The following is a 20,245-nucleotide window of genomic DNA, read 5'->3' as shown; positions in this document are numbered from 1 at the left end:
ACGAAAAGTTAATAGTTCTGATAATTTGATAAATTTAAACAAAGTCATTGCATATCATTTGAAAAAAATCATACCTTTAATAAAAGGCACTAAAAATACTTTTTGATAGAGTATATATACCCACTAATATTTGTGTTAAAACTATTATTGTATACAAAAAACTTATTATAAAATATAGTTTGAAAACTATATTAAAATCTTATTAAAAACATACATATAGAAAGATCATAAAAATATATCTACATATTTATTAAGTAAGAAATATTGTATTAAAAACTTTAAAATTAGATAAAATATATAAATAATAAATAAATACAAAATATTTGTTGCATAATAACGGTAATATATATATAATTGAAAAGATGAGCAAGAGAGACGTAAAAACGAAAGGAAAGGTAATATATATATGGAAAACATGAAATTTGAGAATTTGGATTTATCAAGAGAAATAAAGCAAGCTATAGCTGATATGGGATTTGAAGAACCATCTCCTATACAAGCTCAAGCAATACCACATATATTAGCAGGAAAAGATATAATAGGTCAAGCACAAACTGGTACGGGTAAGACAGCAGCCTTTGGTATTCCTGTGTTAGATATGGTTAATGAAAAGGATAGTAGTGTACAGGCAGTAATCTTATGCCCAACAAGAGAATTAGCAATTCAGGTAGCGGGAGAATTAGGAAAATTAGCTAAGTATAAGAAAAATGTAAGAACACTACCAGTATATGGTGGACAACCAATAGATCGTCAAATAAAAGCATTAAAAAAAGGAGTTCAGATCGTTATAGGTACTCCTGGTAGAGTTATGGATCATATGAATCGTAATACATTAAAGCTTGGAAATGTAAAGATGATGGTTTTAGATGAAGCGGATGAAATGTTAGATATGGGATTCAGAGAAGATATAGAAACTATATTACAAGAACTTCCAGAAAAAAGACAAACTACTTTCTTTTCAGCTACAATGCCAAAAGCAATATTGAATCTTACAAAAAAATATCAAAAAAATCCCGAACTTGTAAAGGTTGTTCGTAAAGCTTTAACAGTTCCAAATATAGAGCAATTTTATATAGAGACAAAGTCTAAGAATAAATCAGATGTATTATCAAGACTTATAGATATATATAATCCTAAGTTATCTGTTATATTCTGTAATACAAAGAGAAAAGTTGACGAATTAGTATCAGAACTTCAATCAAGAGGATATTTTGCTGATGCACTTCACGGTGATTTAAAGCAATCTCAAAGAGATAATGTAATGGGTAAATTTAGAAATGGAACTATAGAAATATTAGTTGCAACAGATGTAGCTGCTAGAGGTATAGATGTTGATGACGTAGAGTGCGTATTCAACTATGATGTGCCACAAGATGATGAATATTACGTTCATAGAATAGGAAGAACAGGACGTGCTGGAAGAGCAGGACGTGCATTCTCTTTCGTTTCAGGAAAGAAAGAAATATATAAATTAAGAGATATTCAAAAATATACTAAGGCTAATATGAAAAGACATGATATACCATCTCTTAGCGATGTTGAAGAAATTAAAACTGGTGTATTCTTAGAAAAAGTTAAAAATGTTATAGAAGAAGGACATTTAACTAACCAAGTTAATTTCTTAGAGAAGCTAATGGAGGAATATACTTCTTTAGATATAGCTGCTGCACTTCTTAAAATGTCAATGGGTGATCAAAATAAAGAAGAAATAAAAGAAGATTTATTTGAAGATACTGGCGCAGAATCAGGAATGGTAAGATTATTTATAAACATAGGCAGAAAGCAAAACATAAGACCTAAAGATATCTTGGGAGCTATAGCAGGAGAAACTGGTATTCCAGGAAAGTTAATAGGAACTATAGATATATATGATGGATATACTTTCGTTGAGGTTCCAAGAGAACATGCTAACGATGTATTAGCGGTAATGAAAAATAATACTATAAAAGGTAAGACTATAAATATAGAGCCTGCTAATAAAAAGTAAGATTTGTTTCATGCTAATGCATGAGGCTCATGGTACTAACTATTCCTAATGGACTCAGTTGCTTAAAATAGTTGTTATTTTGCATATTTCATTGATATTAACGACATAATGAAAATTGTATAGTTTTATTGTGAGTAAAAAGAAGCTGTTGACTTAGTCAATAGCTTCTTTTATGTTAATGAATTATAACAAAACACCTAAAACTATATAAAGAATAAGGGCTATAAATCCATTAAGCAAAGCATATGGAAGTTGAGTCTTCACGTGATCTATATGATCTGATGCAGATGCCATTGATGAAACTATAGTAGTATCTGATATAGGAGAGCTATGATCTCCCATTATTGCACCTGAAATTACAGCACCTATACTCATATATATATTGGCATCCATTGCAACAGCCATTTGAATAGATATAGGAATCATTATAGCAAAAGTTCCAAAACTTGTTCCAGTTGAAAAAGCTATTATACTAGACATTATAAATATAATGGCAGGTCCGAATGAACCATTAAGTCTACCTTCAACTAAGCTTGCCATATACTTGCCGGTTTCTAGTTCGCTTGAAATATTTCCAATAGCAAATGCAAATGCAAGTATTGTAGCAACTGGTATCATAGCACCAGCTCCTTTATAAACATAGTCCATAAACTCATTAAGATTCATAATACGCTTTCCTATATAATAAAAACCACTAAATACTAATGATGCAAGAACTGCCCAAAATACTGAAGTCGAACCAGAACCATTAAATATTACACCATTTCCTGTAATATAAAGACTTATAGGAATCATTAAAATTAGAATCAATAAAGGATAAAGCATATGATTCATATTAGGCTCAATGCCTTTTTTAGTATTAATTTCAATGGCATCCTGATCTACTACAGGCATAGCTCCATCTCTCAATAGTTTACCTTCTGTAGTAGCTCTCAATTCAGCTTTTTTCATAGGGCCGAAATCCTTACCTGTAAGAATAACTATTAAAAGAGTTATTAAAGTAGATATAGAATAAAAGTTAAAAGGGATACTTTTAATAAGCAAATCTACCGAATTACCATTTATAACACCAGCACCTATTTGAGCAGCTATAAGTCCAAGTAATGTAGCTCCCCAGGAGTTAAATGGTAGAAGAGAACAAACAGGAGCTGATGTAGAGTCACAAATATAGGCTAATTTTTCCCTAGAAACCTTGTACTTATCGCATATAGGTCTTGATACAGTGCCTACAATTAAACAAGTTATAGTTGATTCTATGAATACTACAATACCTATAAAATAAGCTAAAAGCATAGCTGCCTTTCTGTTTTTGATTCTTTTATTTTTTTCAGTTAGGTAATATACAAAACCTTCAACACCACCTGAAGCTTGGATAAGTGTTACTACAGAACCTACTAAAAAAGAGAATATGATGGTTTTAGTTACCCATCCTTCAGAAAATACGTTAACAACTGAATCGATACTTTGCCCTAAAGCTGGAAAGAATGCCCAATTAGTCATTATTAGTTTGCCTATTAGTATTCCAGCGAATAAAGAAATAAAAACTTGCTTTGTAGTTATAGCCAGTATTATTGCAATTAATGATGGAAGTAAACTAAGAAATCCATATGACATATTTAAACCTCCTAAAAAAATAATTTAACATATAAATAATACTAGAAGGTTTAAATAAAATCAAATAATTATTAAAAAATAGAAAAATACTATATATTCTAAATTTTTTGTCTGGAAGACAAATTTCCAACTATTTTAACCAACAAATCCGTGAGATTTGTTAGTGATATGAGCTATGCGGTAGCATAAAGCGAATTTTGTCAAAATACTAGTTCAAGTTTTTTAAGTCTTTCTTTCAAATCAGCTATAACATATTTTTCTTGTGAATAATCGGATGCTTCAAAGGTTACTGAAAATCTTAAGAAGCTTCCTGCATCATCCCAAGGTACTGTAGATATTAATGCATTTTTTAGAATATACAAAGATGCATCTTGAGCATTTTTAAATACATAATCTGACTTTGTAGATTTAGGAATAGATACATAGCAATAAAAGGTTCCTAGAGGCTTTTTAGCATCAAATCCTACATCGCAAAGTGCATCCACTAGCATATCAAATCTTCTTGAATATTTAACACAATTTTTAGTTATTATCTCAGGGTGATTAAGAGCATAAGAACCAGCCTTTTGAATTGCTCTGAACTGCCCTGAATCTGTATGCCCTTTGACGTTTCCATAAGCTTTTATAACTTTTGGATTTGATACTATAAAGGCTAATCTCCACCCTGTCATATTGAACGATTTTGATAAAGAGTGTATTTCAATACCAACATCAATAGCTCCATCTATAGATAAAAAGCTCAAAGGTTCACTGTCAAATACAAGAGCACTATAAGCTGAATCACAAACAACTAATATATCATTTTTATAAGCAAAATCTACGACCTTTTTGTAAAACTCTTTATTAGCTACTTGTCCAGTTGGATTGTTAGGGTAATTAATATATAAAAGTTTTGATTTTTTGAGTATATCATTAGGTATAGAGTTGAAATCTGGATAAAAATCATTTTCTTTAGACAACGGTAGATTATATACAATTCCCCCTAAAAATTTACAGTAAGTAGATAATACAGGGTAACCGGGAACCGTAGTTAACACTATGTCGCCAGGGTTTACAAAACATATAGGAAGCATAGCAAGTATTGGCTTTGATCCTATTCCGTGCATAATATTTGTGTATGGATCTAGATTGTCTAGTTTATATATTTTTTTTAAGAAAGAGCATGCAGCTTCTTGAAATTCCGATATTCCATTATCAGAGTACAGCCTGTTTTCAATCTTAGAACACTCTTCACAGAGTACCTTACATATTGTAATGTCAGCAGCGAGGTCCGGCTCTCCAACACCCATATCTATAATATCTGTATTTGGATATTTATTTTTTATTATTTCTTTTTCTTTTTTTATAGCTTCAAACTTATAATCTTTGGAGTTGTTAAAAAAATCAACTCCTCCTAAACGTTCAGATATTTTATTATCGACAAAATCCATATAAAACTCCCCCTTAGATGAAAACAACCTGTTAAAAGATAGTTAAATTAAATCCTAAAATATCTTATTAATATTTAAAATGATTTGATACAATATAAAGTGAAACTTAATTCAAATGAAGTATTACAACTTTTAGCTTTACGATATAATAAAAAGAAAAGGAGCAATTATATGAAAAAATTTAGCCATGGGTGTACACTTGACTGTTTTGACTGTTGTAAGTTTAACGTATATAAAAATGAAAATAACGATATTGATATAAAGCCAGATAAAAATCATCCTTACACGAGGGGCATTATGTGCTCAAAAGGAAAGAAGCATTTAGATAGATTAAATCACAAGGATAGAATATACACTCCTCTTAAAAAGGTAGATGGGAAATGGATAGAGATAACGTTTGATGAAGCTATATCAATAATAGCTGATAAACTAAACTTTTATAAAAAAAATTATAATTCAAATTCAGTTGCACATTATTATGAATCGGGAACTGGTGGAGTACTTAAATCTATACAAAATATATTTTTTAATTTTTATGGAGGTATTACAGAATTTGAAGGTGGTACATGTTGGTCTGCTGGAAACAAAGCTCAAAAATACGATTTTGGATATGTAAAAGGTAGTTCAATTGACGATATAATGAATTCGCAAAATATAATAGTTTGGGGAAGAAATCCTTATAATACATCAATACATCTTATGGATACTATATTAAAAGCCAAGAAAAATGGAATTAAAGTAACTGTTATAGACCCTATACATACAGAGACTGCAAAAAGGGCAGATGAGTATATAAGAGTTAACCCATCAACAGATGGGGCTCTTTGCATGGCTATGACTAAGGCTATAATAGAAGAAAATTTACAAGACAAAGAATTTATAAGTAAACATGTAAAAGGGTATGAGGAATATAAAAAATATTTAGATACATTAAGTCTTGAATATCTATCAAACGAATGTGGTGTAGATATAGATACTATAAAGAGAATATCACGTTTATATGCTAAAAAAAGTAGCACTATATATATAGGATATGGAGTTCAAAAGTATAGAAATGGGGGAAATAGTATAAGAAGTATAGATGCCATGGCTGCTATAACAGGAAATATAGGAAAAACCGGAGCGGGAGTCAATTATGCAAATAGGGTATATCCAGACATACTAAATAGAGACCCTTATAATAGCTATGAGTATGCTATAAATGAAAGATACTTCAATGTTCATAATTTTGCAGATGATGTAAAAAATTCTAAAGAATCACCGATAAAAGCTATATTCGTAACAAAAGCAAATCCTTTATGTAGATGGCCTAATCTAAATAAAAATATAAAAGCATTTAGTGAAATAGAATTTAAAGTATGTATAGACATGTTTATGACTGATACTTCCAAATATTGTGATTTATTCATACCATGTACTAACACTTTAGAAAGCGAAGATATACTTTACTCATCTATGTGTAATCCATATATTATATACAATGAAAAAGTAGTTGATCCAAAGCATATACTTATGGATGAATATTATTTCTTTATGGAACTTAGTAAAAAGATGAATATAAGAGATTATCCATTGGTATCAAAAGAAGAGTACTTAAAAGAGATAGTAAAACCTTTATCTAAATGGAATATAGAAATAGAGGATATAAAAAAAGGATATGTAAATATGGCATTTGATAAAGTAGCTTGGAGTGATAAAATATTTAAAACTCCTTCTGAAAAAATAGAAATATATTCAGATAATGCAAAAAAAGATGGATTAAGTCCAATACCTGTATATATAAAAAGTCAGAAAAAAGATATACGACTTATAACTACACATGAGAAAAATTCATTGTTCACACAACATTACTTAGATGATAATCAAATTTCAATAGTATATATGAATATTAATCTTGCTAACAAATATCAACTATCAGAAGACGAAATAATAGTTTTAAAGTCTAGAAATGGAAGTATAGAAACTAAAGTAAAGATTACTGACGATGTATCTAATGATATAGTTCATATGTACACAAGATGGGCTAATAAAGATGGAAATCCAAATTTTCTAACTGAAGATGTATCGTCTGAAATGGGAGGACAAGTCGCATATAATGAAACGTTCGTGGAAATTGTAAAAAAGTGCTAGTTATTAGCACTTTTTTTATGTCCATTCTACAAAAGTAGTTAAAATTTGATGAAGGAAAGAAGTAATATTTTATAGAAAGATATTAAGAGCATATAAGGGGGGATAACATTGGATATAAACTATAAGATAGATAACAGAAATTTGATTGTCGAACTATATGGAGAGTTAGACCATCACATAGCCTCAGAGGTAAGGGAAGAGATTGATATGGCTATAGATAAAAATTCCATAAAAAATGTTATATTTGATCTGAAAAATATGAATTTTATGGATTCCTCAGGAGTAGGAGTTATAATAGGTAGATATAGAAAGCTTTCAGAAACCGGTGGAAAGGTAATAGCTTTAAATTTAAATAAGCATGTTAAAAGAATATTTGACTTATCAGGCATAGACAAAATAATAGGAATTTATAACGATTACGAAGAAGCAATAAGTTCTTTATAAGGGGGAAAAACGATGAAGAATTATATGGAAATTAGTTTTTTAGCCAAATCTGAGAATGAATCTTTTGCTAGGGTGGTAGTTGCTTCTTTTGCATCTCAATTAGACCCAACAATAGATGAAATAGCAGATATAAAAACTGCTGTGTCTGAGGCTGTTACGAATGCTATAATTCATGGATACGATGAGGATGAAACAAAGTTTGTTTATTTAACAAGCGAGATAGATGAAGATACTATAAAGGTAGTAATAGAGGACAAAGGTAATGGAATAAAAGATGTAAATATTGCAAAACAACCGCTGTATACTTCAAAGCCAGAACTTGAAAGATCAGGAATGGGGTTCACAGTTATGGAGACTTTTATGGACAGTATTGAAATATCTTCTATTTTGGGGGAAGGGACTAAATTAGTTATGAAAAAAACTATAAAATCCAATAAAAATAAAGATTAGGGGTAATAATTATGGTGATGCCTGCTGTAAGTGAGGAAAAAAGACATTTACTTAGCCATGAGGAAACTCTAGCTCTCATAAAAAAAGCTCAGGATGGAGATGAAAGATCGAAGGATATTTTAATAGAAAGTAACTTAGGGCTAGTCAGAAGTGTTATAAATAAATTTATGAATATAGGTTATGAAAGAGATGATTTATTTCAGTTGGGTTCAATAGGGCTTATAAAGGCTATATATAAGTTTGACCCGACATTTAATGTTAGGTTTTCTACATATGCAGTACCTATGATTTTAGGAGAAATCAAAAGATACTTAAGAGATGATGGAATGATTAAGGTATCAAGATCTTTAAAACAGCTTGCTACAAAGACTAAAATTGAAACTGAAAGACTATCAAAAAAATTTGGACGAGAACCTACAATAGAAGAGGTTGCAAAATCTCTTGAGGTATCTAAGGAAGATATAGTTATGGCTCTTGAATCAAATTCATCAGTTGAATATTTGCATGGAGTTATACACGAAGATGAAGGATCACCTATATGCCTTATAGATAAGATAAGTCAGAGTAAAACTATGGATGACGAAAAAATAGTGGACAATTTACTTCTAAAGCAAGTGCTGGGCAAGCTAGAAAAAAGAGAAAGACAAATTATAGTTTTAAGATATTTTGAGGATAGAACACAAAGTGAGATAGGAAATGAGCTTGGAATATCCCAAGTTCAGGTATCGAGGATTGAAAAGAAGGTTTTAAGCAAACTTAAGAATATGATAAGTTGAGAAAGGTCATACAATTCGTATGGCCTTTTTATTTTTGTACGATTAGAATTTTTTAATTGTTTTTGTAAATAATAATTGTATGAAAAGGGGGATTGAAAGTGGAAATATATTTAAAACCAAAAAAAAATTTAAAGTTTGAAAAAGATATAAAAGATTTATATTTGAAGGATTTATTTTGTATATATCCTTCACAAAATGAAGACTTGGTCAAAGATATAATAGTAGCTCATGTAAATGGAATTAATAAGGATTATGAAGTAATAGCGCTAGGGGATGTGATTAGCAGAATAAATAATCAAAATAGCTATGTTAAGGTCAACTTTTTAGAGTTTGATGATTTACTTATACATTTCGATAATCCTAAAAAAGATAATATGTTATTTATAAGAGTTTTATTTGTATGTATAGTACTGTTTCTAGGTGCTGGAATGGCCATAATCAATTTTCACTCAGATGTAGATATGGCTAAATCTCACAAAACAATACTTAGAATACTAACAGGAAGTGAGACAAAAAATTTATTTTTGTTTCAAATAGCATATTCGCTCGGGATAGGGACAGGGGTTGCTGTATTCTATAATAAGATTATACCTAATTTCTCAAAGTCAGAACCAAGTCCACTAGAGCTAGAAGTATCTACTTTTAAAAGTGAGGTACAATCTTATATTATTGAAAATAATAAGCAATAAGGAGGAAATTTTGAAACTAACATTTATAGCTATATTAGGATTTTCAGAAGGTATAGTTGTTGGATCAGGTATAGTGGCTCTTCTCACGTTATTAGATATAATTCCAAGGCTTTGTCAGATAACTAAGACTTATAATTATATAGGAAGGTATGAGTATATGCTTATATCAGGAGCTTTCGCTGGAAGTCTATGCTCACTTACAAATATAAGGTTTAACTTTGGAATTATATATGTAATATTATTTGGAAGCTTCTATGGAATTTTTATAGGTATGTTAGCATCTGCTCTTGCAGAAGCGGTAGATGTTATACCAGTTATGCAAAGAAGACTCAACATACAAGGTATGATAAAGTATATAATAATAATTTTATTAATAGGTAAGACCGTAGGTTCCATAGTCAATTGGACAATATTAAAATAGAGGTGATTATATGGATTACAAAAAATATGTAGAAGATAAAAGTCCTAAACCTACATACCTTAAAAACTGCATATGGGCATTTGTTGTAGGTGGATTAATATGTGATTTAGGACAGTTTATACTAAATAGTTATATAAAATATGGACTTGATAAAAAAATGGCATCTACTGCAACTTCTATAACACTAATATTTTTAGGTGCATTTTTTACAGGAATAGGAGTATATGATTTGCTCGGAAGAAGGGCTGGAGCAGGTTCAATTGTTCCTATAACTGGTTTTTCTAATTCTATAGTATCTCCTGCTATGGAGTATAAGAGAGAAGGATATGTACTTGGAGTTGGGGCCAAAATGTTTACAATAGCAGGCCCTGTTCTTGTATATGGGATAGGTAGTTCTGTAATACTTGGGGTAATTTATCACTTCTTAGGTATTAGTTAGAAAGGAGATTTTTATGGCAAAGAAAAGATTAGGAAATCAAACAATACAGCTACTAAATAGTCCTGTTATAATATCAACTGGGTCAATAGTTGGTCCAAAAGAAGGAGAAGGACCGCTAAAAGATTATTTTGATATAATCTTAAAAGATGATTTATTTGGAGAAGATAGTTGGGAACTCAGTGAAAGTAAGATGATAAAAGAAGTTATAAGAATGGCAGTAGGGAAAAGTGACTATGTACTCAATCAGGTTGATTATATAGTTGCGGGCGATTTGCTCAATCAGCTTATGTCTACATCATTCGCTGCAAGAGATTTAGAAAGGCCTTTCTTTGGAGTTTATGGAGCCTGTTCTACAATGTCAGAATCTATGAGTTTGGCAGCTATGATTGTAGATGGAGGATTTTCAGATTTAGTAGTAGCTGCAACTTCAAGTCATTTTTGCACAGCAGAGAGGCAGTTTAGATATCCTCTAGAACTTGGAAACCAAAGACCTATGACTGCGCAGTGGACAGTCACAGGAACAGGAGCAAGTGTTATATCATCAAAAGGGGACGGACCTAAGATAAAAAGGATAACTACTGGTAAGGTTATAGATAAGGGCATAACTGATGTTAATAATATGGGACCAGCAATGGCTCCAGCAGCAGTTGACACAATAAAATCATATTTTGATGATACCAAAGACGATATAGACAGCTTCGATATAATAGCAACAGGAGATTTAGGGATAGTAGGAGGAGAGATTCTTTTAGATTTTATAAATAAAGAAGGTTATGATATATCTAGTGTATATATGGACTGCGGAATAGAAATATTTGATCATAAAAAACAAGATACTCACTCAGGAGGCAGTGGATGTGGATGTTCAGCGAGCGTATTTAACGGATACATATACAAAAAACTCAAAAATAAGGAAATAAATAAGGTGATGCTAGTATCAACAGGAGCGTTGATGTCTCCTACAAGCACACTTCAAAAGCAAAGTATACCATCCATAGCTCATGCTGTGATTATAGAGAATTAGGAGGTGTAATTGTGGAATATTTAAGAGCTTTTGTAGTTGGGGGAGCTATATGTGTTATAGGTCAAATACTTATGGATTTTTTTAAGATACCATCACCATATGTACTTGTGAGCTTTGTGACTGTCGGGGTTATATTGACAGGACTTGGAATATATGAGCCAATTGTAGAGTTTGGAGGAGCCGGTGCAACTGTACCTCTTACGGGATTTGGATATGGACTTGGAAAAGGTGTTATAGAAGAAGTAGGAAAAAAAGGTTTATTAGGAGCATTTACAGGAGGAACAGTTGCAAATGCAGGTGGAATAGCAGCAGCTATTTTATTTGGGTACTTAATGTCTTTAATATTTACACCAAAAACAAAGCCTTAAAGATAAAAAATTCGCTTTATGCTAACGCATAGCTCATATCGCCAACGAGTCCTACGGGCTCCGTTGCTTAAAATAGTTGCGACTTTAGCTCACTCATCAATGTTATACACAAGTCTAAAATTATATAGTCTCCTATAGATAAAAAAAAGAGAGCAACTAATTGCTCTCTTTTATTTTTGTTTCATTTTCGTTATCTTGTTTTTTGAAAAACATATTTTCTATATTTTTATCATCTTCTTTTTTATCATTTTTTTCTTTAATATCTGATTGTTTATTCTGGTCATCTTTCTTAGAATCTATAACTTTACCATCTGTCTTTGTATCATCTTTCTTATCATCTTTTTTATCAGAATCAAATAACCAATCATTTATTATATCTGATGGATCAGGACTTTCTTCTATCTCTATGCTGTTATCTTGAGTATGAATATCACAATAATCTTTAGGTTGTGTACCTGATACAAATTTTTCTGCTCTAGTCTTTTCACAATAATGAGTCGCAAGCTGGCCACTTTGTAAGCAAATAGTCTGACTTACTATTCCACTAGGTCTTTCAAATGACTTTGATGGAAGGCTTTTATGAACTTTAGACATAACTTTTGACCAAAGTGATGCTGACATAGAACTTCCTGTTTTTAGCTTTTGATTCCAGTCATTCCCTATCCATGTTGCTCCAACATAATAAGGAGTATATCCTGCAAACCAAGCATCATTATTATCACTAGTAGTACCTGTTTTTCCTGCTACAGCCATATTAGATATTCTAGCACGACCACCAGTACCAGAACTTACAACAGTCGTTAATATATCTGTCATTATATAAGCAGTTTGAGGCGTTGTAATTGAGTGTTTAACAGTTTTATTGTTTAATATTATATTTCCGCTTGAATCTTCTATCTTAGTGAATAGCATAGGCTTGATATAAGTTCCACCATTTGCCATGGATCCATATGCTGCAGTCATCTCAAGAGGAGTTATTCCTTTAGTCATACCTCCAAGAGTTAAAGCAGAGAAATTTTTATCATTATGACCAGGAGTTTTAACTATAGTAGATATACCCATGTTTTCTAAGAAATCAATCATAATCTCAACAGAAGAATAAGGGCTTGAAGAAAGCATTTCTGCTGTTTTTACAGCTCCTGCATTTGAAGAATGTTGAACAGATTCTCTTAAAGTTATAGGCCCTCTATATCTACTAGCATAATTACTAGGCTTCCATTTCTCATTAGATGAATATTTATATCCTGTTGGTGAATCATTTATTGCAGTAGCAGCTGTCATTCCACTATCAAGTGCAGGTAAGTATACAGCAAGTGGTTTTATAGCAGAACCTGGTTGTCTCGGATTAACCGCTCTATTATAGAGCTTAGACCCACCTATCATTCTTCCACCTACTAAAGCTTTAACTTGACCTGTACGATAATCCATTATAACCATAGCTGACTGAGGCTGAATATTACCATTTTTATCAGTAAATGTTCCTGGAAAATTAGAATTATTTTGATATTCTGTTTCTAGGATTTTTTGTATATTAACATCCATAGTAGAATATATTCTAAGCCCTCCATTGTAAAGCATATCTCTTGCTTCGTCTTCTGTTTTTCCTTGCTTAACTAATGCATCTACAACATCGTCTTTAAGCAAATCTACAAAGTAAGAAGAAACATTGGCTTGAGTTTTATTTCCAACCTTTATAATTATTTCTTCGTTTTTAGCTTGTTCATACTCAGATTCAGATATATGACCAAGTTCTAACATCTTGTATAATACAGTTTCTTGTCTTTCTTTAGCATTAGGATTAACTACTGCTTTTCTAATTACAATTTGTTCTTTTTTTAGTTGATCATATTTATAATTATCTATTAATCCGTTCTTATGTAATTTTTCAAACATTTCTTTTTCTACATCAGAAGCAGGGTCTGTATTTGCTGTTTTAGGATAAGAAACCAGTAAGTTTTTAAGTTCATCCAAATTCTCACTTCCATCAAGTCGTTGAGTAGTATATGGAGAATATTTAGATGGATTTTTAGTTATACCTGCTATCATTGAAGATTGTGCTAAAGTCAACTCGCTTACATCCTTAGAAAAATATGTCTGAGCTGCTGCTTGTACACCAATAGCACCTCTACCAAGATAAAAAGTATTTAAGTAAGTTTCAAGTATTTCTTCTTTAGAAATAGTTTTTTCTAGTTGAAGAGCATAATAAGTATCTTTAATTTTTCTAGTAATAGTTTTTTCATTAGATGTATACATATTCTTAGCAAGCTGCTGAGTTATAGTACTAGCACCTTGAGCTTTACTAAGCGTCTTCAAGTCATACCAAAGTGCACCGAATAATCTTTTTATATCTACACCATGATGGTCATAGAACCTTTCGTCTTCTATAGATATAACTGCATTTTGCAAATCTTTTGGTATTTTATCTAAAGTAACTAAACTTCTATAATTCGATCCATGAATTTTTTCAATTAATTTTCCATCAGACTCTAATATGAAAGAACTTTCATACATTTCTATGTTATTGGGATCTATAGGTGGTGCATTCTTAATAACTCCTACAACAAGACCCATAACACAGGCCGTGCCAACTATAGATAATATAATAAAAGTAATAAGCAGTATTCTTAAAATACTTACTTTTTTCTTCTTTTCTTTATTGTTAGTAGACTTACTTTTATCATTATTTTTATCACTGCGCATTTGTCATTACCTCCTTATTCAATCTATTATAACATAGAAGAAAAAGTTCAATCTATAAATTTATATAAAAGAATGATTTTTGTAATATTGTTGTAATATAAAAAAAGATATATATTATTGCAAAAAAAGTTGTATTTATGATAAAATAGGGTAAACTATTGAATAATAGACGTTGAAGGAGATTAGTAATCCTCATGGTTACAAAACTAGAGAGTAAATCGGATGGTGAAAGATTTATAGTACATGATAAGATGAAATACACTCTGGAGTTTCGAAACTAAAAATTTCGACGTTTTCCATACGTTACAGTGGTTAAGAGGCATTCATATGCGAATTAAGGTGGTACCACGGGTTTTCTCGTCCTTCAACAGGACAAGAAGACCCTTTTTTATTCTATAGAATATTATAAAAATCAATATTGTGTATAATATTGATGGAAGTACTAAAGCATCAACTATTTTGAGCAACGGAGCCCGTAGGAATCGTTGGCGACATGAGCCATGCGAGAGCATGAAGCGAATTTTTTTTAGTATATATAAGAAATATGAGGAGGATCTCAAATGAATGTATTTGATATTTTAAAAAAACGTGGATTTATAAAACAAACTACACATGAAGATGAAATACGTGAGATGTTAGGAAAAGAGGCTGTAACTTTTTATATAGGATTTGATGCAACTGCTGATAGTTTACATGTAGGACATTTTCTTCAATTAATGGCTATGGCTCATCTTCAAAGAGCAGGACATAGACCTATAGCTCTTTTAGGTGGAGGAACTACTATGGTAGGGGACCCATCAGGAAAGACTGATATGAGAAAGATGTTAACAGTTGAAGAAATAAATCATAATGCAGAATGCTTCAAGGGTCAAATGAAAAGATTCTTAGATTTTTCTGATGACAAAGCTATAATGGAGAATAATGCTAATTGGCTTATGAACTTAGAGTACATACCTTTTTTAAGAGAGGTTGGAAGACATTTTTCTGTTAATAGAATGCTAACGGCAGAGTGCTTTAAAAGCCGTATGGAAAAAGGATTATCTTTCCTTGAGTTTAACTACATGATAATGCAAGCCTATGACTTTTTAGAGCTTCATAGAAGATATGGATGTAAATTAGAATTAGGTGGAGATGATCAATGGTCTAATATTATAGCAGGAGCAGATCTTGTAAGACGTGTTGAAGGTGAATCGGCTTATGGTATGACATTTACACTTTTAACTAACAGTGAAGGTAAAAAAATGGGTAAAACAGTGTCAGGAGCAGTTTGGCTTGATGCTGAAAAAACTTCTCCATATGAGTTTTACCAATACTGGAGAAATGTTGCTGATGTAGATGTTAAAAACTGCTTAGCACTTTTAACATTCATTGAAATGGATGAGGTAGAAAAACTTGCTTCATTAGAAGGATCAGAAATAAATAAGGCTAAGGAAATTTTAGCTTATGAGGTTACTAAGATAGTCCACGGTGAAGAAGAAGCTAAGAAGGCTGAAGAAGCAGCTAAAGCTTTATTTGGAAAAGGAGCAATGGCTGGATCAATTCCTTGTACTGAAATAGCTAAAGCTGAAATAGTTGATGGAATGGATATATTGACTGTACTTACAACTACTAAGCTTGCATCTTCAAGAAGTGAAGCAAGACGTTTAGTACAACAAGGTGGAGTATCTGTTAATGATGAAAAGATAACTGAGATAGAATTCAAAATAACTGAAGATAGCTTTGAAGATGATTCTTTAATGATTAAAAAAGGTAAGAAGGTATATCATCAAGTTAAATTAGCATAGAAGGATGCTCCCTTAATTAAGGGGGCATTTTTGAATTTCAACCCTAAACTAAAGTAATTAAATTTAAAATGCCTAATCTTTTAATAGAGAACTAGTAAAATAAAGTACAACTATTTACAAAATATGTAATTGATTATATCATTATATTGGGGAGTTGATTATATGGGGCGTATGGAGGTAATGCTTGTTATAATTATAGTTACGGGTTGTCTAAATTTAATAGATAATATAAAGCAGTTTATGGTTGATAATGAAATTTTATTGAGATTTAGTGGATTGAGTGTTATATGGGGGATACCTATGGTGTTAGTTAATATATTAGGTATTTATACAACTGTGGGTATTGAAAATAATATAGATTATCGCATGAAAGGTGTTATAATAGGAATTTTGATATCGGGTATTTTAGTTGGAGCATATTATGAAAAGACAATAAGCCATAAGGGTATAATAATTAAAAGTGAACTTTATGAGTGGGAAAAAATAATTTCTTATTCATATGATGAAGATAATTCTCATACTATATTATTTAGAACTGAAAAAGATAAGGAAGTAAAACTTAGGTTGAATAAGTCAAATATAAAAGATGCGGAAAAGTTGTTTAGGAAAAGAATAAAAAATAAAGAAACAGGTAACCAAATATAAGTACCCCTCATATTATAATATGGGGGGTATTATCTTGAAAAAGTTGCTAAAGGTGCATAAAAAAAAGAAGAAGAAAAAAGTATTAACTGCAATGATATTAATATTAATATTTATTATGTCTATAGCTTCGTTCATATTTGTAGATAGAAAGATAAAACCCGTAGTTCAAGCAATAGCAGAGTCTAAAGCACAAGAGCTTGCAAATAGATCTATAAATAATGCTGTTGGACAGATACTAAAGGAGAAAATAAAGTATGAGGAACTTATAAGCATGAAAACAGATGTAGATGGAAATGTTACCATGATACAAGCAAATACTATATTGATGAATAAAATAGCATCTGATGTTGCTACTGAAGTACAGCAACAACTAAAGCAAATAAAAACAACATCTGCAAATATTCCTTTAGGTACCGCATTTAAAAGCTCTATATTGGCTAAATATGGACCTAAGTTAAAGATAGGTATTCAGCCAGTAGGAATAGTTAATGTAGACTTTAAGACAGAATTTGATTCATCGGGAATAAACCAAACTAGACATAGAATATATTTAATAATAAAGACTAAGGTTAGAGTTATAATTCCATTTACATCATCATATAAAGAAGTTTTAAGTCAGATGCCTGTATGTGAAACTATAGTAGTGGGTAAAGTACCTCAAAATTATGTAAATATTCCGAAGGAAGAATTAACGAACGTAATTGATCCTAGTATTGATCCTAATATAGATTAAAGAAAAATTTTTTTATATTATTCTTAATTTAAAAATAATGCTTACTATAATTTAAAATGTACCCTTTGTCAAGGACATTATAAAAAAAGACTATGCAGCAGATAGAAGATGATTTCTGAATGATACAGGAGTCATCTTCTTTAAATTCCATTGATATCTATAATTATTATAATAATCTATGTATTCATCTATTTCAGCTTTAAGCTCGTCCAGAGCTGTGCATGATTTTATATAAGTTTCATCCTTAAAATGTCCAAAAAATGATTCTTGGGGTGCATTATCCCAACAATTTCCTCGTCTAGACATTGATTGTCCTAATCCGAAACCTTTAACTAGTTTTTGAAAAGTAGGACTAGTGTAATCGATTAAGAAAAAGGGATTACTCCCTTTCCCTCATCTAAGAACCGTACGTGAGAGTTTCCAACTCATACGGCTCAAGCATTTCTTCACCTTTTCAGGCGGCAGCGGTCATGTGAAGTTTTATCTTTCTTTGATAAAAGTATTCTTTATCTAAGAAAGGATTTTTTAAGATTTGTAACTTCGGATGTCTAACAATTTTTATTCTCCTGATGTTTATGAGGGTATAGTCATTTGTCGTGAATACCCATGGTTTTCCATATTTTTCATGCCAGTATTTGTTCAATCTCCACCATTTATTCTTGTTTGGGTGGCGATGCTTAGCCCATTGATGTAGTAAGTGATAGAGTGTGTTGTTGACGTATGAAAATACTTGACTTGCTACAACGTGTTTGTGGTAGTTTGTCCAACCCCTAATCACTTGATTTAACCTTCGTATCAAATCTGATTGTGTACTTGCTTTTCCTTCTTTGAGTATGATAGTAGAACATTTTTTTAATCAGGCTTTTGATGGAACTTTTAGAAGGTTTGACAATTAGCTTTCCTTTGAATTTTCGAAATGTCCACCCAAGAAAGTCGAATCCTTCATCAATATGTGTGATTAAAGTCTTTTCTTCAGATAACATTAATCCTCGAGATTCTAAGAACCTGGTGACAATACCTTTGAGTTCTTCTGCTATTTCTCTTGAATTGGCTGTGATAATAAAGTCATCGGCATATCGAACTAGGTTTACTTTAGTTTTAGCTCGGTAATGGTTTTCTATGTTACCTTTAGAATTTCTGTGGTATTTATCTTGAATTATTTTTTCAAGACCATCTAATGTCATATTTGCATAAAGACTAGAAATGGCTCCGCCTTGTGGTGACCCTATTTTCGTTGGAAAGAGTTTACCTTCATATATGAAACCTGATTTTAGGAACTGTTTCATAATTCTTTTGTCCATTGGGATGTTGCTTTGTAACCATTTATGATTGATATTATCAAAACAGCCTTTAATGTCTCCCTCTAATATCCATGTTGGCGAGCACTTTCTAGCAAGAATGCAGAAGATTTGTTCACACGCATCTTTCGCACTTCTTCCTCGGCGAAATCCAAAAGAAATTGTATCTGCCTTAGTTTCTGCAATAGGTTCGAGTGCTAAAGCGTATAGTGTTTGCATGGCTCTATCATACATGGTAGGGATTCCTAATGGACGTTTCTTGTTTTTGCCTTTTTTCGCAATATATACTCGCTTGAGAGGTTTTGCTCTGTAATGTTTGTCAGTAAGTGAAAGTACAGCTTTCATTTTTGATGCAGATGTTGACCATATTCTTTTATCTACACCTGATGTGTTTTTTCCTTTGTTGGAGGTTACTTTTCTTACGGAATAAGCTTTGGCAGAAAAGGAGTGAGTCAATAAATATTGTAGCCTTTTAGCTTTGTTGTTATCACCGTTTGCCGTTGCCTTAGCGATTCGGGTTTGTAGCCTATTAACATCATTTTTGATTTTGTCCCAATTAATGGATTCCCATTGATTGGCAAGTGATTCGGTGTTTTTTAGACTCTCGGTTTTATCCGTCGTTGAGTTACTAAAATTCATAAGTTTACAGTCCTTTCCCGCCAAAAAATACCATGGGATAAGTCTGCACCCTTTCGGGTTAGGGCAAATTTTGAACCCCTATCTGATTATATTACATAATCTGCATTCGCTTTTTATCCTTTTCTTCTGCCCTCTATGTCATTTCTTCCCCTTGCGGTTAGATACCTCATTTGTGAGGAGCATATAGGGTTTACCAAGTTCCGCATAATACATAATTGTGAAAGCCTTAGGAGCCACCTTTAAACCGGGAGTTCTTTATCCATTCGCATTGGTTTATCAAGATGCCTTTGCTCGACTCCTTACCTTTTGGTCGAAGCGTTTCAGCCTATTTCGCTTCCTCCAGCGTAACGATTCCTACAGTGATTCACTTTACGTTCTCCATAGCTTTCTTACTCTAGCAGTTATCCTAGTTTTAGGCTACTCGGATTTCCACATTGTCTTGTGAGCTTTCTAACCCAGACGTTACCATCCACGCTAGTCACAATAGAGTTACCCCGAATGGATAGGGCAGCCTTTCGGCAATATATTATGCGACTTCTTGTCGCACATGAGCACCTTGATCTGAATGAATAAATGCATCTGGGGCAAGCGTAATATCTTTATTATTCATTAATTTATGTATTGTATCAGTTGCTATATCTAGCGATAAGCTAGTAGATACATTATAAGCTAGT

Annotated in this window: 18 protein-coding genes, 1 pseudogene and 1 other annotated feature; of the genes and pseudogenes, 13 read left to right on the top strand and 6 right to left on the bottom strand. The window is 31.7% G+C overall.

Translation table 11 applies throughout. The features are described from left to right. Positions 1–406: 406 nt before the first annotated feature. Positions 407–1,987 carry a DEAD/DEAH box helicase gene (locus Tmeso_RS14535; RefSeq protein ID WP_099192472.1) on the top strand — a complete coding sequence of 527 codons (1,581 nt, stop codon included), beginning with the start codon at positions 407–409 and terminating at the stop codon, positions 1,985–1,987. A gap of 183 nt (positions 1,988–2,170) precedes the next feature. Here Tmeso_RS14535 and Tmeso_RS14530 read toward each other — a convergent pair whose 3' ends face one another. Further along, positions 2,171–3,601, bottom strand: a complete 1,431-nt coding sequence (locus tag Tmeso_RS14530) for a Na+/H+ antiporter NhaC family protein (RefSeq protein WP_099192471.1) — start codon at positions 3,599–3,601, stop codon at positions 2,171–2,173. Positions 3,602–3,801: 200 nt separating this feature from the next. Beyond that, positions 3,802–5,031, bottom strand: a complete 1,230-nt coding sequence (locus Tmeso_RS14525; RefSeq protein ID WP_099192470.1) for an LL-diaminopimelate aminotransferase — start codon at positions 5,029–5,031, stop codon at positions 3,802–3,804. A 171-nt stretch (positions 5,032–5,202) separates the two neighbouring features. Between Tmeso_RS14525 and Tmeso_RS14520 the strand changes: the two genes are divergently transcribed. From Tmeso_RS14520 to spoVAE, 9 genes are all read left to right on the top strand, one after another. Beyond that, entirely contained in the window at positions 5,203–7,161 is a 1,959-nt protein-coding gene (locus tag Tmeso_RS14520) for a molybdopterin-dependent oxidoreductase (RefSeq protein ID WP_099192469.1), read from the top strand. A 108-nt stretch (positions 7,162–7,269) separates the two neighbouring features. After that, a complete protein-coding gene (spoIIAA, locus tag Tmeso_RS14515; RefSeq protein WP_099192468.1) occupies positions 7,270–7,605 on the top strand; it encodes an anti-sigma F factor antagonist in 336 nt (111 codons plus the stop codon). 12 nt (positions 7,606–7,617) lie between these two features. Beyond that, positions 7,618–8,055 carry an anti-sigma F factor gene (gene spoIIAB / locus Tmeso_RS14510; protein WP_099192467.1) on the top strand — a complete coding sequence of 146 codons (438 nt, stop codon included), beginning with the start codon at positions 7,618–7,620 and terminating at the stop codon, positions 8,053–8,055. A gap of 11 nt (positions 8,056–8,066) precedes the next feature. Continuing rightward, on the top strand, positions 8,067–8,831 hold the full coding sequence (gene sigF, locus Tmeso_RS14505) for an RNA polymerase sporulation sigma factor SigF (protein ID WP_099192458.1): 765 nt from the start codon (positions 8,067–8,069) through the stop codon (positions 8,829–8,831). A gap of 98 nt (positions 8,832–8,929) precedes the next feature. Further along, positions 8,930–9,520 carry a hypothetical protein gene (locus Tmeso_RS14500; protein WP_099192457.1) on the top strand — a complete coding sequence of 197 codons (591 nt, stop codon included), beginning with the start codon at positions 8,930–8,932 and terminating at the stop codon, positions 9,518–9,520. Between the two features lie 10 nt (positions 9,521–9,530). Beyond that, positions 9,531–9,941: a stage V sporulation protein AB gene (locus Tmeso_RS14495; RefSeq protein WP_099192456.1), complete on the top strand. Its 411-nt coding sequence runs from the start codon at positions 9,531–9,533 to the stop codon at positions 9,939–9,941. A gap of 10 nt (positions 9,942–9,951) precedes the next feature. Continuing rightward, entirely contained in the window at positions 9,952–10,380 is a 429-nt protein-coding gene (gene spoVAC, locus Tmeso_RS14490) for a stage V sporulation protein AC (RefSeq protein ID WP_099192455.1), read from the top strand. 13 nt (positions 10,381–10,393) lie between these two features. Then, positions 10,394–11,404 carry a stage V sporulation protein AD gene (gene spoVAD, locus Tmeso_RS14485; protein WP_099192454.1) on the top strand — a complete coding sequence of 337 codons (1,011 nt, stop codon included), beginning with the start codon at positions 10,394–10,396 and terminating at the stop codon, positions 11,402–11,404. A gap of 11 nt (positions 11,405–11,415) precedes the next feature. Beyond that, on the top strand, positions 11,416–11,772 hold the full coding sequence (gene spoVAE, locus Tmeso_RS14480) for a stage V sporulation protein AE (protein ID WP_099192453.1): 357 nt from the start codon (positions 11,416–11,418) through the stop codon (positions 11,770–11,772). 156 nt (positions 11,773–11,928) lie between these two features. On the opposite strand, the gene Tmeso_RS14475 is transcribed toward spoVAE, so the two are convergent. Beyond that, complete coding sequence (locus tag Tmeso_RS14475; protein ID WP_099192452.1) at positions 11,929–14,472, bottom strand: transglycosylase domain-containing protein; 2,544 nt, start codon at positions 14,470–14,472, stop codon at positions 11,929–11,931. Between the two features lie 163 nt (positions 14,473–14,635). Next, positions 14,636–14,840: a binding site (T-box leader), on the top strand. Between the two features lie 192 nt (positions 14,841–15,032). On the opposite strand from Tmeso_RS14475, the gene tyrS reads away from it, so the two are divergent. The 3 genes from tyrS to yunB all read left to right on the top strand — a co-directional run bounded on the left by tyrS (position 15,033) and on the right by yunB (position 17,634). Next, positions 15,033–16,256 (top strand): tyrosine--tRNA ligase, encoded by a 1,224-nt coding sequence (tyrS, locus tag Tmeso_RS14470; protein WP_099192451.1) that lies wholly within the window; start codon positions 15,033–15,035, stop codon positions 16,254–16,256. Between the two features lie 162 nt (positions 16,257–16,418). Next, positions 16,419–16,901: a DUF5673 domain-containing protein gene (locus tag Tmeso_RS14465; RefSeq protein WP_099192450.1), complete on the top strand. Its 483-nt coding sequence runs from the start codon at positions 16,419–16,421 to the stop codon at positions 16,899–16,901. A 34-nt stretch (positions 16,902–16,935) separates the two neighbouring features. Beyond that, positions 16,936–17,634, top strand: coding sequence for a sporulation protein YunB (gene yunB / locus Tmeso_RS14460; RefSeq protein ID WP_242967948.1), 699 nt, complete (start codon positions 16,936–16,938; stop codon positions 17,632–17,634). A 90-nt stretch (positions 17,635–17,724) separates the two neighbouring features. On the opposite strand, the pseudogene Tmeso_RS14455 reads toward yunB, so the two are convergent. The 3 genes and pseudogenes from Tmeso_RS14455 to Tmeso_RS14450 all read right to left on the bottom strand — a co-directional run. Further along, positions 17,725–17,994 (bottom strand): annotated as a pseudogene (locus Tmeso_RS14455) (IS3 family transposase); the annotation flags it as partial. Positions 17,995–18,088: 94 nt separating this feature from the next. After that, entirely contained in the window at positions 18,089–18,433 is a 345-nt protein-coding gene (locus Tmeso_RS17130; protein WP_242967947.1) for a group II intron maturase-specific domain-containing protein, read from the bottom strand. Beyond that, on the bottom strand, positions 18,405–19,571 hold the full coding sequence (locus Tmeso_RS14450) for a reverse transcriptase domain-containing protein (RefSeq protein WP_242967946.1): 1,167 nt from the start codon (positions 19,569–19,571) through the stop codon (positions 18,405–18,407). Before Tmeso_RS14450 ends, Tmeso_RS17130 begins: the two co-directional genes overlap by 29 nt. Positions 19,572–20,245: the final 674 nt, after the last annotated feature.

Origin of the sequence: Tepidibacter mesophilus (assembly GCF_002724055.1) — a bacterium.
Taxonomy (GTDB): domain Bacteria; phylum Bacillota; class Clostridia; order Peptostreptococcales; family Peptostreptococcaceae; genus Tepidibacter_A; species Tepidibacter_A mesophilus.
The sequence above is the reverse complement of the archived record's forward strand: the minus strand, read 5'-3'. Positions and strand labels throughout refer to the sequence as shown.

Coding starts and splice junctions, on each gene's coding strand:
- Tmeso_RS14535 (WP_099192472.1), top strand. CDS start 407: ATGGAAAACATGAAATTTGAGAATTTGGATTTATCAAGAGAAATAAAG.
- Tmeso_RS14530 (WP_099192471.1), bottom strand. CDS start 3,601: ATGTCATATGGATTTCTTAGTTTACTTCCATCATTAATTGCAATAATA.
- Tmeso_RS14525 (WP_099192470.1), bottom strand. CDS start 5,031: ATGGATTTTGTCGATAATAAAATATCTGAACGTTTAGGAGGAGTTGAT.
- Tmeso_RS14520 (WP_099192469.1), top strand. CDS start 5,203: ATGAAAAAATTTAGCCATGGGTGTACACTTGACTGTTTTGACTGTTGT.
- spoIIAB (WP_099192467.1), top strand. CDS start 7,618: ATGAAGAATTATATGGAAATTAGTTTTTTAGCCAAATCTGAGAATGAA.
- sigF (WP_099192458.1), top strand. CDS start 8,067: ATGGTGATGCCTGCTGTAAGTGAGGAAAAAAGACATTTACTTAGCCAT.
- spoVAC (WP_099192455.1), top strand. CDS start 9,952: ATGGATTACAAAAAATATGTAGAAGATAAAAGTCCTAAACCTACATAC.
- spoVAD (WP_099192454.1), top strand. CDS start 10,394: ATGGCAAAGAAAAGATTAGGAAATCAAACAATACAGCTACTAAATAGT.
- Tmeso_RS14475 (WP_099192452.1), bottom strand. CDS start 14,472: ATGCGCAGTGATAAAAATAATGATAAAAGTAAGTCTACTAACAATAAA.
- tyrS (WP_099192451.1), top strand. CDS start 15,033: ATGAATGTATTTGATATTTTAAAAAAACGTGGATTTATAAAACAAACT.
- Tmeso_RS14465 (WP_099192450.1), top strand. CDS start 16,419: ATGGGGCGTATGGAGGTAATGCTTGTTATAATTATAGTTACGGGTTGT.
- Tmeso_RS14450 (WP_242967946.1), bottom strand. CDS start 19,571: ATGAATTTTAGTAACTCAACGACGGATAAAACCGAGAGTCTAAAAAAC.